Raw genomic sequence first — 16,246 nt, 5'->3', positions numbered from 1 at the left:
CGGTTCCTCGCCACTGGGGGCTTTCTTCGATACGTTGGACGAATGTCGCTCATCGTCGCCGACAGTCTGGTCAAGGAGTTCTCACGCCCCGTCCGGGTGCAGGGTGCGTTCTCGGGTGTGCGGAACCTGTTCACCACGAAGACGATCACGAACCGGGCCGTTGACGGCGTCTCGCTGTCGATCGAGCCGGGCGAGATCGTGGGCTACCTCGGCCCGAACGGCGCCGGGAAGTCGACGACGATCAAGATGCTGACAGGTGTGCTCGTCCCCACGAGTGGCGAGGTCCGAGTGAACGGTGTCGTGCCGTGGAAGGACCGTTCGGCGAACGCACGCACCATCGGTGCGGTGTTCGGGCAACGCACGCAGTTGTGGTTCGACCTGCCGCTCCGAGACTCGTTCGACGTCCTCGCGAAGCTCTACGGCGTCGCCCCGTCGGCGTACAGACGCACGCTCGACGAGTTCGTGGACCTGCTCGACCTCGGGTCCTTCATCGACCGGCCGGTCCGGACGCTCTCCCTCGGACAGCGGATGCGTGGGGACCTCGTCGCGGCGATGCTGCACGAGCCGCCGGTGCTGTACCTCGACGAGCCGACCGTCGGGCTCGACGTGGTCGCCAAGGCACGCATCCGCGAATTCGTCCGGGAGCGCAACCGCACCGCTGGCACGACGGTCATGCTGACCACCCACGACATCGGTGACGTGGAGCAGTTGTGCCGTCGTGTGGTGATCATCGACGACGGTCGGATCCTGTTCGACGGCGACATCGACGCGCTCCGCCGGGCGTACCTGCCACACCGAACCCTGCGCGTCGAACTGTCCGGGCCGGAGCCGCGCGATTGGTGGGTCGAGGGCGTTGAGCGAGCAGGGACGCACGAGCACGGTGATGCGCACCTCCTCGACCTCCGGTACGACCCGACCGAGGTGTCCACCTCGACCGCGATCGCCCGGACCACGGCCGCGCTGCCGATCGCGGACCTCACGGTCCACGAGCCGGAACTCGAGGACGTGATCACCGAGATCTACACGGCACGCTCGGTGCGCCGTGTCGGCTGACGTCCTGGAGGCCCGCGACCGGCCCGCCGGCCCGCTCGCGGTCCGCCTCGCGTTGGTCGGGCAAGGGCTGCGCTCCGTCCTTGTCTTCCGCGCTGATGTCCTCGTCGGCACGGTGAGCACGGTGATGCGGGTCGTCCTCGTGATGCTCGTGTGGAACGCGGTCTACGGCGACCGCACCTCGGTGAGCGGCGTCGACCGTGCCGACGCCGTCGGGTACGCGGTCCTCGGCGCCCTGTTCGCCGTCGTGTTCCAGCCGTGGCAGTTCTCGTCGCTGAACCGACGGGTGCGCGACGGCAATGTGGTGTTCGACATCATGCGGCCGGTCGGGCTGATCACGCAGACCGTCGCCGCGCAGCTCGGCAGCTCCCTCGCCAACGTGCCGAAGGCGATCGTCGGGCTCGCCCTGGCGCTGCTGCTCGGAGCGGTTCCCGCTCCGAGCACCTGGTGGCAGACCCTCGTGTTCGTGCTCAGCGCCGTCCTCGGTCTGGTCATCGCGATCCAGTGCAACCTCATCGTCGGGCTGACCGCGTTCTGGACCACCGACGTCGGCGGCGCCTACATGATCTACAGCATGGCGGCGGCGTTCTGCTCAGGCTCGCTCATCCCGCTGTGGTTCATGCCGGACGGCCTCGCCGCGGTGCTCCGTGTGCTGCCGTTCAGTGCGCAGATCTTCACCCCGCTCTCGATCTGGTTCGACCGGACGCCGGGCTGGAACGTCCTCGGTGAGCTCGCCCTGCAGGCCGGTTGGATCGTCGCGCTCGCGTTCGCCGCCCACCTGGTGTGGTTGCGCGCCCTGCGGAGGACGGTGATCAACGGTGGCTGACATCGGACGCACGGTCGCCCCGGGGACCGCCACCGAGCCTCCCGGCTGGTTCCGCCAGTGGCGGATCCTGCTCGCCGCGGCGTTCCGGCAGTCCCTCATCTACAAGGGCAACCTGATCCTGATGATGGCGGGCAGTGCGGCCCTGCAAGGGACGCAGCTGCTGTTCATCGGCGTCCTGCTCGACCGGTTCGGCGTCATCGCCGGCTGGTCGACGGCGCAGATCGCTTTCCTGTACGGGCTGCGGCTCACTGCACACGGCGTCGGGACGGTGTTCTTCGGACAGCACCTGGCGACCGACATGGTGATCCGCGAGGGCGAGTACGACCGCTTCCTGCTCCGCCCCGTACCACCGCTGATCCAGCTGCTGACCAGGTGGTTCAACCTGGGCACCCTCGGCGACCTGGTGCTCGGGCTTGGGATCCTCGTGGCCGCCATCACGCTCGCGCCGATCGACTGGACGCCCTGGCTGGTCGCACTCACCGTGGCGGCCGCGATCGGTGGCGGTCTGCTCGAGGCCGGGCTGCAGATCGGTCTCGCAGGGCTGTCGTTCCGGCTGGGATCCACCCGTGACCTCAAGGTCAGCGTCGACAACACGCTCACCGACTTCGGGGCCTACCCGCTTCCCGTGTTCGGTCCCGCGGGCGTCTTCGCGCTGACGTTCGCGCTGCCGCTGGCGTTCATCGCGTACCTGCCTGCGACCGTCGTGCTCGGCAAGACCGACGAGCTGCTGGTCCCGACGTGGCTCGCTGACATCGCACCCATGGCCGGGCCGCTGATGCTCGCATTCGGATGGTGGTTCTTCATGCGGCAGTCCCGGCACTACACGAGCCCCGGGGCCTGACGCCCCTTGTAGCCGGGGACGTCCTCCTTCACTTCGCTCGCTCGCCTGCGAGAGCCTCAGAAGTACATGCGCCCCCGCGCGATGTCGGACTCAGCCTGCCGAAGGGCTTCAGCGACTTCGGGGTCGGTCCCCTCGTACCTCGCCGCCCGAGAGCCGAAGTTGGTGTACCGGTGCATGACGAACCACAGCACGAGGAGCACAGCCAGGACCACGCCGGTTCCGATCCACCACCACATGCGGGAAGCGTAAGTGCGACCGATCGCGGCTGCAACCATTGCGAAGCACCGTTGACGCTCAGGGGCAAGCCGTCGGCAAGAACGGGGGCTTCCTCCGCCGGCGGTTCCGATCAAGATCGCATCGCCGCCAACGCGGCGTCGATCTCGTCGCCGAGGTACGGCGCGAGTGTCGTCGCGAACGTGTTCGTCAGGTGTGTCTGGTCGCGGTAGACGAGTACGCCACCGATCACGGCGGGGCAGACCGTGTCGGTGCAGTACGAGTCCGTGAGGTCGACGAGACGGGCAGCGCCGTGCACGCGGTCGACGGCCTCCGCGGATCCGTCGAACCGTGCGAGGGCGTCGACACGCGAAGAGTCGCAGGCTGGGGTGGTCGGTCCCGACATCTGACCGACGCACGCAACGACGTCGGGGCGTGCTGCAGGGTTGTCGCGGAGCGCGATGATCGGGATACCGGCCTCGGCGGCGGCGCTCCATCCTGTGACGAGTCCGTCGACGACCGTCTGCTCGTCCGTGCTCCCCTCCGGCACCACGACCGGGCCGTTACCGCTCGAGTGCGTCACGATCACGCCGTCCAGGTCGGGGTGTGACCGGAGGTGGTCCATGGCGTTCTGCTTCCAGCCGGTGCACGCGTTGGCCTGGCGTCTGGACCCCGCCTGCTGCTCGGCAGTCGTCAGGTAGCAGCTCTGGTGACCGGCGACGTCGATGCGCCAGTTCCGCTGCTCCGCGATCCGCTCGTAGGCGTCCACCAGCACGTTGTTGTGCGAGTCACCGATCGCGATGAGGTGCTTCGAGTACCCGGTGGTCGGACCGAGGGAACACACTCGGAACGTGCTCGAGTCGTTCGACCAGCAGGCTGATCGGTTGGCGTCGTCGGCGACCGCGTTCGCTGCGGACGGCACGCGGACGTCGGCGAGGGCTGGGTTCACGCACGGGTCGGCCGAAGCGATCTCCGCCGCGGCTCCGAAGCACGCGACGTTGCCGGAGCCGAGGCGCTCCGCCAGCAGCGCTGTCCGGACCTGCTGGACGTGGAGGGCCGTGAGCGAGGTCGCGCCCAGCGCCACCACGACCAGGGTGCTCAGCACCCCGTAGACCGCAACCCGGCGGGGTCGGAGGCGCCGGACGCGCGCGGAGAACCGGAGCGGCTCCTCGACGAGCAGGGTGGTGGCCGCGCCGAGGGTCAGCGCACCGACGACGATCACGACCTTGTCCAGCGTGGTCGCTTCGTGGCGCGTGACGATCGGCAGGAGGACGATCGCGGGCCAGTGCCAGAGGTAGACGGCGTACGAGATCCGACCGGTGAAACGGACAGGGGCGACATGACCGACCAACTCGAGTCCCGAATGCGAACCGAGAAGCACGACCAGCGTCGCGGACACGACCGGCAGCACCGCCGCGATGCCCGGGAACGGCGTCGCAGCGGTGATGGCGAACAGCGAGACGACCAGCCCGCCGGCACCGACCCAGGCAACGATCGCCCGGGTCGTCCGCGTCCCACTCGACCGCGGCACGCCCAGGGGAATCGTCGCAACGAGTCCGCCGAGTGCGAACTCCCACGCTCGCGTCGCCGTCGAGAAGTAGGCAATCCCGGACGCGGTCCCGGTCTGCACGATGCTCCACGTCAGCGAGAGCACCACGACGACGCCGAGCACGACGCGGGTCACGACGACCGGGTCGGCTTGTGCTCGGCGTGCGCGGTGCGCGAACCACAGGACCCCGAGCAGCAGCAGGGGCAGCGCGATGTAGAACTGCTCCTCGACCGACAGTGACCAGAAATGCTGGAACGGGGACGCGCCGTTGCCCTCGGCGAGGTAGTCCACCGAATCGGCCGCGAGCTGCCAGTTCTGGACGTAGACGGCCGAGGCGATGAGCTCCCGGCCGTACTGCCCCCAGAGCGCGCTCGGCACCCAGAGGAGGACCGCGACCCCAGTGGCGACGAGCGTGAGGAAGGCGCCGGGGAGCAGTCGTTTCGCACGACGAGCCCAGAACCCGGCGAGAGCGATCCGGCCGGTCGCGGAGACCTCGCGGAGCAGGTGCCCGGTGATCAGGAAGCCCGAGATCACGAAGAAGACATCGACACCGATGAAACCGCCGGGAAGCCTCGTCGGCCACAGGTGGTACAGCAGCACGGCGAGGACCGCGAACGCGCGGAGCCCCTGCACGTCCCACCGCGTGCTGTCCGCCGCAATGCCACGGCCTGTACGGCGCCCTCGCCGAGTCCGCGACGCCACGGTGATCCCAGCCATCACGAGGAGTCTACGAGCTCACACCCGCACATCGGGCTCCGCTTGTGGCAGATGCCGCAGAGCGGAACTGTCGCGCGACCGGGCTCGTCCCCATCGCCGACGGCACTGAGCCCCGACAGAACCTAATCTTGTCGGATGCTCTCCCGACGCGACGCCGCCGTTCGACTCGACATCACCCTCGAGATGGCGACCCACCACGGAATCCCCTCGCGTCTCAGCGAAGCCGAACTCGACGCGATCGAACAGGATCCGCCCGCGTGGCTCGTGCAGTCCCGAGCGAACCGCACGGGTGCCAAGAAGGTCTGGGTCCGCCTCGAGTGCGTCGTCTGCGCGTTCGCCGAAGAAGCGCGGCCGAAGAAGTGGTGGCCGGAGTGGGACTACCTGATGTGCGACTACCACGAGCCGTACCAGGCGCCGGAACCGACTGCGGGGCTCACCCGACGTGAGGTCGAGGGCATCGGCAGCCGGTTCATCGCCCTCGTCGACGAACGCCCCTGACTGACAGCTCCACCCCACTCGCTGGGTACGGTCCACCCATGCCCTCCGAACGTCGTCGCCTGGTCCTCCCCGGCCAGTACGGGCCCCTGTTCGACGACGGTGGCCCGGCCCTCGTCGTCGAGGCACGCGAGTTCTTCACCGCTCGCCCCGTCCACCGGGCGAAGGCCCACCTCTGGTTGAGTGCCCTGCGCCACCGCGTCCACGAACTCGGTGACCGTGCCGAGCACGTCCAGGTCGACACCCTCCGCGAGGCGTTGACCGGCCGCGACGACCTCGAGGCGATCGATCCGCCGTCCCGTACCCTCCGCGCGCAGATCCGGCACTGGGGACGGGGCACCGTGATCCTGCCGAGCCGCGGGTTCGTGACCGACGAGGACGAGTTCGCGGAGTGGGCGGCGCAGGGCACGGGTCGGTTCCGCATGGAGGACCACTACGAGCGTGTCCGGCGCCGTGAGGGCTGGCTGCTGCGCGACGGCAAGCCGATCGGTGGGAAGTTCAGCCTCGACGACCAGAACCGTCAGCCGCCACCGAAGGGCGCCACGACCCTCGGGCTGCCCGAGCCCTGGTGGCCGGACGAGGACGACGTCGACGACCAGGTGCGGCACGACCTGGACCGGTGGGAGCGGGACGGCACCGCCCGGTTCGTCGGCCGCGACGACACCCGTCGGTTCGCGGTGACGGCGGACGAGGCGAAGCGTGCCCTGGACGACTTCGTCGCGGTGCGCCTCGGCGACTTCGGGCCGTTCGAGGACGCCACGTTGACGAACGACTGGACGATGGCGCACTCGCTCCTCAGCGTGCCGATGAACCTCGGGGTGCTCGATCCGCGGCAGGCGATCGACGCCGCCCTCGAAGCGCACCGCACCGAGGCCGCCCCGCTCGCCAGCGTCGAGGGCTTCGTCCGCCAGCTCGCCGGATGGCGCGATTACGTCTGGCACCTCTACTGGTGGTTCGGCGACGACTACGGCGCATCGGAGAACGCCCTCGGCGCGCACGGACGACTCCCCGACTGGTGGCGGGAACTCGACGCGTCGGAGATCGACGCCGTCTGCGTGCGGACCGCGATCGAGGGCCTGCACGACCACGGCTGGCTGCACCACATCCAGCGCCTCATGGTGCTCGGCAACTGGGCACTGCAGCGCGGCTACGACCCGGTGCACCTGACCGAGTGGTTCACCGACGTGTTCGTCGACGGCACCGACTGGGTGATGCCGGCGAACATCATCGGCATGTCCCAGCACGCCGACGGCGGGATGGTCGCCACGAAGCCGTACACGTCGGGCGGTCGCTACATCGACCGGATGTCGGACCACTGCGGGGGCTGCCGCTTCGACCCGACGAAGCGGGTCGGCGACGACGCGTGCCCGTTCACCGCCGGGTACTGGGCGTTCCTCGCGCGCACCGAGCCGGCGCTCCGTGACAACCACCGGATGGCCCGCCCGCTGCAGCAGATGCGGTCGCTGGCGGACCTCGACGAGGTCGTCGCGCAGGAGGCCCGTCGCACCTTGCCGTGACGTCACCCGGTCCCGATAGGGTCGTGAGCGTGAGCAACGAGGCATTCGACGACCGCTACGAGCTGCGCGAGTTCGCGCCCGGGACGGATGACGAGGGGGCACCGAACGCCGAGACCGGATCGTGGATGCAGGCCGTCGGCCTCGGGTTCCACGAAGCCGATCCGGACGCCGAAGGTGCAGCGCGCATGGCGTCCCACTTCATCGCCGACGAGGAGACCTTCCTGGGCGTCTACGTCCGGAAGCCCTTCCCCGGCTCCGTCGACGAGACCTGGCCCGCCGGCACCTTCACGTGGTTCCGCAAGGCGCTGAGCTGGGGCGACGGGTCGTCCGTCGACACGCAGGCCATCTCCGCGGTCACGGTTCGGCCCACCGAGCGTCGCCGCGGCATCCTGCGCCGCATGATGACGCACGCGCTCGAGCGCGGTGTCGCCGAGGGCTACGCCGTGGCGTCCCTGACCGCGTCCGAGGGCACGATCTACCGCCGCTTCGGCTTCGGCAGCGCGATCCGCGAGCGCGCGGTGCGCGTGCGACGCGAACGCGCACTCCCCCTCCTCGCCCCGACGTCGGGCTCGGTGTCCGTCGTCACGCCGCAGTGGCTCGCCGACGGCCCCGGCAAGGCGGTCTTCGAGCGCTTCCACACCCGCACGCCCGGCTCGATGGTCCGCAACGCGGGCACCTGGCCGGTCGTCTTCGGACTGCTCGGCAACGACGGGCAGAAGGCGAAGGACGTCCGTGCGGCGGTGCACCGCGCCGAGGGCACGGACGAGATCGACGGCTACGTCACGTGGCGCGTCAAGGAAGACGGGTCCTCCGACACCGCACTCGAGATCGTCGACCTGGTCTACGCGAACGACCAGGCCTACACGGCGCTGTGGGAGTTCGTGCTGTCGGTCGACCTGAACGACGTCGTGAAGTACAACCGCTCGCGCCTCGACGACCCGATCGTCGCGGCGCTCGGCGACAACCGTGCGTACGACGTCGACCACGAGGAGGACCACGTCTGGCTGCGCGTCCTCGACGTGGCCGCGGTGCTCGAGTCGCGGCCGTTCGCCGTCGACGGCTCGCTGACCCTCGCGGTCACCGATGCGCTCGGCCACACGACCGGCACGTACCGGCTGGACGTCCAGGAGGCCCGTGGCAGCGTCACGCGCATCGCCGACGACGCCGACGTGGCCGGTTCCGACGTCCAGCTCGACGTGGCAGAGCTCGGTGCCCTGCTCATCGGGTCGGTCTCGCCCGTCACCCTGGCGGCCGCCGGCCTGGTCCGCGCTGCGGACACCGCGTCGATCGAGCTGCTGCGCGCGATGCTCCTGCCCCCTCGGACCCCGCACGGCATCACCTACTTCTGATCCACCGCGCAGGCTGTTGCTCGGTGCGAGGTTGTTCACTCGGTGCGAGGTTGTTCCCCCGCACGGAGTGAACAACCTCGCACGAGCCGCCCTCGCGCCACCGCGCGTGCGCCGCACGGCGTAGCCTCCGCGCCATGAGCGACGACGCGGTGGTCGAGTGGCTGCTCGACTCGGACCCGGCGGTCCGGTGGCAGGTCGAGCGTGATCTGACCGGTGCGCCGCCGTCGGTGTGGCAGCAGACCCGGGCGCGGGTCGCGACCGAGGGCCTCGGGGCGGCGATGCTCGCACACCAGGACCCCGACGGGCAGTGGGCCGGTGGCGCGTACTTCCCGGCGGACTTCGACCCCGACGGTCCCGAGGCGGACGAACCCGGGCAGCCCTACACGGCGACGACCTGGTCGCTGAACGCCCTGCGCGACTGGGGACTCGACTCCGCGGTCCTCGGGGACACGGCCGCACGGCTGGCGACGAACAGCCGCTGGGAGTACGAGGACCTCCCCTACTGGAGCGGCGAGGTCGACTGCTGCATCAACGCGTTCACCCTGGCGAACGGCGCCTGGCTCGGTGCCGACGTCGGGCAGCTGGCGGACTGGTTCCTCGACCACCAGCTCGACGACGGCGGCTGGAACTGCGAGTGGATCGAGGGGTCGACGGCGTCGTCGTTCCACTCGACCCTCAACGTGATCGAGGGGCTCCTGCAGCACGAGCAGCTGACCGGCGGCACCCACCCCCGCGCGGCGGAACTCCGAGCGGCTCGACTCCGCGGCACCGAGTACCTGCTCGAACGACGGCTGCTGTTCCGGAAGCACGACGGCGAGCTCGTCGGGCCTTGGGCGACCCGGCTCGCGTACCCGCTGCGGTGGATCTACTCGGCGCTGCGGGTCACCGACCACCTGCGTGTGGCTGCGCTGCAGGACGGTACCGCGCCGGACCCCCGGGCGGCCGAGGCGATCGAGGTCGTCCGTGCCGCCAGGAACGACGACGGGACGTGGACCCAGGGAACGCGGCCGCCGGGTCGGCAGTGGTTCGAGGTCGACGTCCCCGAGGGCGAGCCGTCGAAGTGGCTCACGCTCCACGGCACGCGCGTGCTGCGCTGGTGGGACGCCGCCTGAGCTACGCCCGGCGCCGCACCCGCGGGTCGACGAACGCGTAGACCACGTCGACGATCACGTTCGCCGTGACGATCAACAGCGCCGAGAACAACGTGAAGCCCACGACGACCTGCAGGTCGAGGGTGTGCACGGCGTCGATGAGCAGCGCGCCGAGGCCCTGCATCGAGAACACCTTCTCGGTGATGACCGCACCGCCGAGCAGCGACCCGAGGTCGAGCCCGAACAGCGTCACCACCGGCAGGATCGCGGTGCGCAGTCCGTGCCGCACGACGACCTGTCGCTCGCGCAGGCCCTTGGCCCGAGCGGTCCGCACGAAGTCCTGCGACATCGACTCGAGCATCTCGCCACGGGTCAGTCGGGCGTAGATCGCGGCACTGATGAACGCGAGCACGCACCACGGCAGGATCAGGTGGGTGAACCAGCCGACCGGGTCGTCGGTGAACGCGACGTACCCGCTCGTCGGCAGGATGCCGAGCACGAACCCGAACAGCAGGATGCCGAGCAACCCGATCAGGTACGCCGGCGACGAGACCCCGGCGACCGCGACGGTCATCACGGCCCGGTCGACGAACGTGCCGCGACGGAGCGCCGACACCGCTCCGCCGAACACCCCGGCGACGAGCCACAGCACGGCGGCACCGACGGCGATCGACGCGGTGACGGGCAGGCGGGACAGGATCAGGTCGGTGACGCTCTCGTGCAGCTGGAACGAGTACCCGAAGCACGGCGCGGCGCAGGTGATCACGGACGCGCCGCTGCCGAACGTGCGGCCGGTGAAGATCCCCGCCAGGTAGGCGCCGAACTGCGCCAGCCACGGCTTGTCGGTGCCCAGGAACGCCTGCACCTCGCGCAGCCGGTCCGGCGTGCAGGGCTTGTCGCAGATCGCCCGCGCGGGGTTCGTCGGCAGCAGCATGAACAGTGCGTAGGTGATCGCGGCGACGACGAGCAGCACGACGGCTGCACCGAGGACGCGGATCGCGATGAAGCGGAAGGTGCTCATCGGCGTGCTCCTCTCGGGTCGAGGGCGTCACGCAGCGCGTCGCCGAGCACGTTGAACGCGAGGGTGATGAGGAACAGTGCCACTCCGGGGAACACGAGGTACATCGGGTCGGTCTGCACCCAACCGACGGCGTCGCCGATGCTGCGGCCCCACGAGGGCGTCGGCGGGGTCACGCCGACCGCCAGGAACGACAGCGCGGCTTCGGCGCCGATCATCGACGGGATCGAGATCGTCGCGTAGACGGTGATCGTCGCTGCCAGGTTCGGCAGCAGCTGGGTGCGGATGACGTGCCACCGGCCAGCGCCCATCGCCGTGGAGGCGACGACGTAGTTCCGACTGACGAGCGACAGTGTCTGGCCGCGGACCACGCGGGCGACGGACGGCCAGCCGAAGAACCCGATGACGAGCACGACCAGGACGGGCTTCGGGAACGACGTCGGCACGATCGCGGTCAGGGCGATCATGAAGACGAGCGACGGGAAGCCGAAGATCACGTCGACCACGCGGGAGAGCACGCGGTCGTACCAGCCGCCGAAGAAGCCGGTGGTGACGCCGACGAGCACCCCGATGACGATCGACAGGAAGGTCGCGGCGAGCCCGATGCCGAGCGACGTCCGGGCACCGTACGTCACGATCGCGAACAGGTCGCGACCGGTCAGCGGCTCGACGCCGAACCAGTGCTCGGCGCTGATCCCCCCGCCGAAGCCCTTCGGCGCCCCGAACGAGTTGAGCGCGTCGATGTCGTACCCGTAGGGGTCCTGCCCGGTGACGGCACTGATGAGCGGCGCCGCGACGGCGACCACGAGGAACACGACGATGACGACCGCCGAGGTCACGGCCCAGCGGTCCTGCCGGATGCGGCGCACCACGGCGCGGAAGCCGGTGGTGCGTCCGGACGAGGCCACGGGGCGCTCGACGACGTTGGCGGTCACGAGGACACTCCTTCCCAGGCGCGCCAGGCTTCGCGGCGGGCCGCCTGTCGCACGGGATCGGCGACGGGCGCCGCTGCGAGCAGCATGCGCGTGTAGTCCTGCTGCGGGTCGTCGAGCACGGCGTCCGTGGTCCCCCGCTCGACCACGCGACCGTCGTGCAGGACGACGACCTCGTCAGCGAGCTGCCGGACGACCGCGAGGTCGTGGCTGATGAGGAGCATGCCGAACCCGAACTCGTCCTGCAGCTGTGCAAGCAGGTCGAGCACGGCCGCCTGCACGGTCACGTCGAGCGCCGAGGTGGGCTCGTCGGCGATGACGAGCGCCGGACGGAGCGCCAAGGCCCGCGCGACGGCAACGCGCTGGCGCTGCCCGCCAGAGAGCTGGTGCGGGAACCGCTCGGCCCACGACGGGTCGAGCTGCACGGCGGTCAGCAGTTCACGGACGCGTTCCGCACGGTCGGCCGCCGAGGCCGTCCCGTGCACGAGCAACGGCTCGGCGATGCTCCAGCCGATGGTCTGCCGCGGGTTGAGCGACGACGCCGGGTCCTGGAAGACGATGCCGACGCGGCTGCGGAGCTCGCGGAGCCGTCGGCCCCTGGCGGTCCGCAGGTCGCTGCCGTCGACCTCGACCGAGCCCTCGACGACGGGCACCAGGCCCGCCAGCGCGCGGCCGATGGTCGACTTGCCGGACCCGGACTCCCCGACCAGCCCGACGGTCTCGCCGGCCCGCAGGTCCAGGTCGATACCCGACACGGTCGGTCCGCCGCGGCGCGAGTACCGCACGGCGACGTCGCGCAGCTGCGCGACCAGCGGACGGGAGGAACGGCTCGCCTCCGCCTCGTCGGCCCGGGCAGTGGACGGGTCCCCTTCGACATCCGCAGCAGCGTCGGCGGCGCCGCCACGGGCCTCCAGGCTGGGGACGGCGGCGAGGAGCTCGCGCGTGTAGTCGGCGGACGGGTGCGCGAAGACCTCGGCGACCGTGCCGTGCTCGACGGGGTCGCCGCGGCGCATCACCAGGAGCTCGTCCGCGACGTCCGCCACCACACCCATGTCGTGCGTGATGAGCAGGACGGCCAGGGAGCGCTCGCGACCGAGTCGGCGGAGCAGGTCGAGGATCCCGGCCTGCACCGTGACGTCCAGGGCGGTCGTCGGCTCGTCGGCGATCAGCGCGACCGGGTCCCCGGCCAGGGCCATCGCGATCATGGCGCGCTGCAGCTGCCCGCCGGACAGTTCGTGCGGGTAGGCCTTGCGGATGCGCTCGGGGTCGGTGAGGCCTGCGGCACGCAGCAGCTCGTCGACGCGCGCGGAGACCGCCGCACGATCCAGGTCCGTCGGGTGCGCCCGGATCGCCTCGGCGACCTGCGTGCCGATGGACAGCACCGGCGTGAAGGAGTTCATCGGTTCCTGGAACACGACGCCGATGCCGGCGCCGCGAACGGCACGGAGCGTGTCGTCGGAGGCGCCGACGAGCTCCTCGCCACGGAACCGGACGCTGCCGGAGACCCGCGCTTCGGGCGGCAGCAGGCCGAGCACGCTCATGGCGCTCACGGACTTGCCGGAGCCGGACTCCCCCACGAGGGCGAGCACACGACCGGGGGTCAGGGTGAAGGAGACATCACGGACGACGGGCTCCGCGTCGCCGAACGCGACGCGGAGCCCCTCGACCTCGAGCAGCGGCGAACTCACTTCGCGAGCGAGACCTTGAGGTAGTTCGGGTACGCCGGGAAGTCCGCGATCTGGAAGTTCTGCATGTTCGAACCGGCCAGGAACGACTGCTTCGCGTAGGTCAGCGGGACGATCGGCGCGTCGGCCATGATCTTCTTGTCCGCTTCGACCCACAGCTTCTGCGCGTCCTGCTGGTCGACGGTGGCGCTGGCCTTCTTGATCAGCGCGTCGACCTCGGGGTTGCTGTACTTCGAGACGTTGTAGCCGCCGCCACCGATCTGCGACGAGTCGTAGAGCGGCTGGATGTTGGCGTTCGCGCTCGGGAAGTCCGGCTGCCAGCTGAACAGCGCCAGGTCGAAGTCGGTGCCGTCGGTCGTCGCGGTGTAGAACGAGTCCGCGTCGAGCGGCTTCAGCGTGACGGTGATGCCGGCGCGCTTGAGGCCGGACTGCAGCGCCTGCGCCTGGGCGAGGTAGGTCGGGTCGTTCTGGGTCGCCAGGGTCAGCTTGAGGTCGGACACGCCCGCGTCCTTGAGGAGCTGCTTCGCCTTCGCGACGTCACCGTTCGCGCCGGGCTTGTACAGGTCGTAGTCCTCGCGGCCCGCGATGCCCGGGGTGATGAGGGTCGTGGCGTACGAACCGGCGAGCGCGCCGCCCGCAGCGATCCGGTACGACTTCTTGTCGACGGCGTACTGCAGGGCCTGACGGACCTTGAGGTCCTTGAGCGATCCCTTCTGGGTGTTGATCGCCATGTAGTTGATCGGGCCGGCCTTCGACGTGGCGAGGCGGTCCTGGGCGGCGGGGTTGCTCCGCACCTGGTTCAGCTCGGCTGCGCCGAGGTAGCTCGCGCCGAAGGAGTCCTTCGCGTCACCGTTGTCGGCGATCAGCGTCTGCGTGACGGTCGACGGATCCTGGCTCTCCTTGAACACGACCTTCGACGGGCCGGCGGTGCGGACGTCGTCGGTCTTCGCGCTCCACTCCTTGTTCCGGACGAGGGTGATCTGCGAGCCCTGGGTGTTCGACTGCACCTGGTACGGCCCGGACGCGACCGGCTTGCTGTCGTACGCACCCGTGTCCGTGCCGTCGCCGTCGGGAACCGGAGCGAACGCCGGCATCGACACGAGCCACGGCCAGTCGCCGTACGCGGCGTTGAGCTTGAAGACGATGGTCGAGTCGTCAGGCGTCTCGATACTGTCGAGGGTCTTGCCGTCGAACGGGCCCTTGTAGTCCTCGCCACCGACCAGGAGCGACTTGTGGTAGCTCAGGCCACCGGTCAGGGTCGGCGCGAACGAGCGCTCGATGCCCCACTTGATGTCCTTCGTGGTGATCGGCGTGCCGTCCTGGAACTTCAGCCCGTCCTTCAGGTGGTACGTCCAGGTCTTGCCGCCGTCGCTCGAGTCGCCGGTGTTCGTCGCCAGGTCCGGCACCACCTTGGCGGCCTTGCCGGGCTCGACGTCCCACGCCGTCAGCCGGCGGAGCACCAGACCCAAGGTGGTGATGTTCAGGTTCTGGCTCGTCGCCGGGTCGAGGTGCACCGCGGTGGCCGTCGTCAGGATGTTGAGCGTGCCGCCCTTGGCCGTGCCGTCACCGTCGTCGGACGAGCTCCCACCCGAGCAGCCGGTCAGGACCAGGGCTGCTGCTGCGGCGACGGCCGCGGTGATCGTCAGGCGGTTCGGGCGTCTCATGACGGTGGTGCTCCTCGTGGGAAGGGTGGTGGCGACCGTGCTGCAGCCGCTGTGGTTGCACGGACCGGGTCGCCGGGCGGCGTCCATCCTGACACCGCGGCGGTCGCCCGTCCGAATCACACGTGCGACAGACGTCGCACGACGAAACAATCCAAGTGCCGCGCGACGTCCGTCTATTCCCGATGGATCTGCACCGAGTCCACCCGAGGGGCGTGGGTCAGCGGTCGAACAGGCCCCCGAGGAAGTCGTTGCCCAGGTTCGAGGCCTGCTCGCCGAGGCCCGACGCCTGCTCACCGAGGCCGCCGAGGAGCTGCTCACCCTCGCCCGCGATCCCCTCGAAGCCGCCGCCGAGGTCGGCCCCGAGGTCGGCCAGTCCGAGGTCGCCGATGCCGGAGGCGATGCCGTCGAAGTCGACGCCGAGGTTCGCGGCCTCGGCCAGCACGGGCCCGGCGGCGGCGCTCAGCACCGCTCCCCCGGCGACCGCGACACCGATGCCGCCGAGCACCATCGCGCCGGCGCCGACCGCGGCACCGCCGGCGAAGGCGCCACCACGCCCGCGGCCGTTGCCGTTGCCGTTGCCGTTGCTCGAGCCGCCGAGGACGCGGCGGATCAGGCCCGGACGGCGGACCTCGCCGCGGGTCATCGCGCGCGCCATGCCGCCCGCCGAGTCGTCGCGCAGGTGCTCGTGCGGCGGGAGTTCGGAGTTCAGGCGGTTGCGCACCTGCTGCCGCTGCGCCGGGGTGAGGCGGGCGAAGGCGTCGTGGTGGACCTGCTCGAGCTGGTCCGGTGACGAGGTGCGGAGCAGGTAGTCGTACTTCGCCAGGGCGACCTTGTCCGAGTCGGCCGGGCCGTGCTGCTGCGGCTGCCCGTACTGCTGCTGGCCGTACTGCTGCTGGGGCGCCTGCCCGTACTGCTGCTGGCCGTACTGCTGCTGCTGCGGCTGGCCGTACTGCTGCTGCGGCCGCTGCTGCTGGCTCCGGTCGTCGCCCGTCAGCCGGTCCGCTGCACCGCGGACGACGTCACGCCAGTCGGTCCCGCCAGCGCGCTGCGCTCCGTTGCCGGGCGCACCGTCCCCCTGCCCACGCTTCTGGAGCTGCTTGTCGATGACCTTCGAGGCCATGCCGAGGATGCGGTTGAAGTTCGCCATCCCCCGACCTTTGTGGATGCACATGTGCGCTCCCAGCGACGAACCGGCGGGTCGCCCGCACATCCGGCGGGAAACCGCTGTGAGCAACGACCGGAATGTCACCGGACAGTTCGTCGTAGGCTTGACCCGGTCGCGCCACCGCCGGAGCGCGA

The 16,246-nt window shown here is 70.3% G+C and carries 14 protein-coding genes; 7 read left to right on the top strand and 7 right to left on the bottom strand.

Features of this window, described 5'->3' with window-relative positions:
• The first annotated feature begins 42 nt into the window (after positions 1–42).
• Genes EDF28_RS12250 through EDF28_RS12240 form a run of 3 tightly spaced genes read left to right on the top strand, consistent with a single transcriptional unit; the run spans position 43 to position 2,717 of the window.
• Positions 43–1,053 (top strand): ATP-binding cassette domain-containing protein, encoded by a 1,011-nt coding sequence (locus EDF28_RS12250; RefSeq protein WP_123938499.1) that lies wholly within the window; start codon positions 43–45, stop codon positions 1,051–1,053.
• On the top strand, positions 1,043–1,876 hold the full coding sequence (locus EDF28_RS12245; RefSeq protein WP_123938498.1) for an ABC-2 family transporter protein: 834 nt from the start codon (positions 1,043–1,045) through the stop codon (positions 1,874–1,876). The genes EDF28_RS12250 and EDF28_RS12245 overlap by 11 nt, the downstream gene beginning before the upstream one ends.
• Positions 1,869–2,717, top strand: coding sequence for an ABC transporter permease (locus EDF28_RS12240; protein ID WP_123938497.1), 849 nt, complete (start codon positions 1,869–1,871; stop codon positions 2,715–2,717). Before EDF28_RS12245 ends, EDF28_RS12240 begins: the two co-directional genes overlap by 8 nt.
• A gap of 56 nt (positions 2,718–2,773) precedes the next feature.
• On the opposite strand, the gene EDF28_RS12235 is transcribed toward EDF28_RS12240, so the two are convergent.
• Both EDF28_RS12235 and EDF28_RS12230 read right to left on the bottom strand, forming a co-directional pair.
• Positions 2,774–2,953 (bottom strand): hypothetical protein, encoded by a 180-nt coding sequence (locus EDF28_RS12235; RefSeq protein ID WP_123938496.1) that lies wholly within the window; start codon positions 2,951–2,953, stop codon positions 2,774–2,776.
• Between the two features lie 110 nt (positions 2,954–3,063).
• Positions 3,064–5,196, bottom strand: a complete 2,133-nt coding sequence (locus tag EDF28_RS12230) for an acyltransferase family protein (RefSeq protein WP_123938495.1) — start codon at positions 5,194–5,196, stop codon at positions 3,064–3,066.
• Between the two features lie 135 nt (positions 5,197–5,331).
• Here EDF28_RS12230 and EDF28_RS12225 point away from each other — a divergent pair, with 135 nt between their 5' ends.
• From EDF28_RS12225 to EDF28_RS12210, 4 genes are all read left to right on the top strand, one after another.
• The gene (locus tag EDF28_RS12225; protein WP_123291944.1) at positions 5,332–5,694 is read left to right on the top strand and encodes a hypothetical protein; all 363 of its coding nucleotides are present in this window, start codon (positions 5,332–5,334) and stop codon (positions 5,692–5,694) included.
• A 38-nt stretch (positions 5,695–5,732) separates the two neighbouring features.
• On the top strand, positions 5,733–7,208 hold the full coding sequence (locus EDF28_RS12220; protein WP_123938494.1) for a cryptochrome/photolyase family protein: 1,476 nt from the start codon (positions 5,733–5,735) through the stop codon (positions 7,206–7,208).
• A gap of 29 nt (positions 7,209–7,237) precedes the next feature.
• The gene (locus EDF28_RS12215) at positions 7,238–8,557 is read left to right on the top strand and encodes a GNAT family N-acetyltransferase (RefSeq protein WP_123938493.1); all 1,320 of its coding nucleotides are present in this window, start codon (positions 7,238–7,240) and stop codon (positions 8,555–8,557) included.
• A gap of 134 nt (positions 8,558–8,691) precedes the next feature.
• Positions 8,692–9,669 carry a squalene cyclase gene (locus EDF28_RS12210; RefSeq protein ID WP_123938492.1) on the top strand — a complete coding sequence of 326 codons (978 nt, stop codon included), beginning with the start codon at positions 8,692–8,694 and terminating at the stop codon, positions 9,667–9,669.
• Position 9,670: 1 nt separating this feature from the next.
• Here EDF28_RS12210 and EDF28_RS12205 read toward each other — a convergent pair whose 3' ends face one another.
• The 5 genes from EDF28_RS12205 to EDF28_RS19690 all read right to left on the bottom strand — a co-directional run bounded on the left by EDF28_RS12205 (position 9,671) and on the right by EDF28_RS19690 (position 16,094).
• Entirely contained in the window at positions 9,671–10,669 is a 999-nt protein-coding gene (locus EDF28_RS12205) for an ABC transporter permease (RefSeq protein WP_123672464.1), read from the bottom strand.
• Positions 10,666–11,601 (bottom strand): ABC transporter permease, encoded by a 936-nt coding sequence (locus tag EDF28_RS12200; RefSeq protein WP_123291939.1) that lies wholly within the window; start codon positions 11,599–11,601, stop codon positions 10,666–10,668. The genes EDF28_RS12205 and EDF28_RS12200 overlap by 4 nt, the downstream gene beginning before the upstream one ends.
• Positions 11,598–13,286: an ABC transporter ATP-binding protein gene (locus EDF28_RS12195; protein WP_123938491.1), complete on the bottom strand. Its 1,689-nt coding sequence runs from the start codon at positions 13,284–13,286 to the stop codon at positions 11,598–11,600. The genes EDF28_RS12200 and EDF28_RS12195 overlap by 4 nt, the downstream gene beginning before the upstream one ends.
• Entirely contained in the window at positions 13,283–14,947 is a 1,665-nt protein-coding gene (locus tag EDF28_RS12190) for an ABC transporter substrate-binding protein (RefSeq protein WP_165901084.1), read from the bottom strand. The genes EDF28_RS12195 and EDF28_RS12190 overlap by 4 nt, the downstream gene beginning before the upstream one ends.
• A 217-nt stretch (positions 14,948–15,164) precedes the next feature.
• Positions 15,165–16,094, bottom strand: coding sequence for a cation-transporting ATPase (locus tag EDF28_RS19690; RefSeq protein ID WP_123938489.1), 930 nt, complete (start codon positions 16,092–16,094; stop codon positions 15,165–15,167).
• Between the last annotated feature and the right edge of the window lie 152 nt (positions 16,095–16,246).

This window comes from Curtobacterium sp. PhB137 (assembly GCF_003814955.1).
Lineage (GTDB): Bacteria > Actinomycetota > Actinomycetes > Actinomycetales > Microbacteriaceae > Curtobacterium.
The sequence above is the reverse complement of the archived record's forward strand: the minus strand, read 5'-3'. Positions and strand labels throughout refer to the sequence as shown.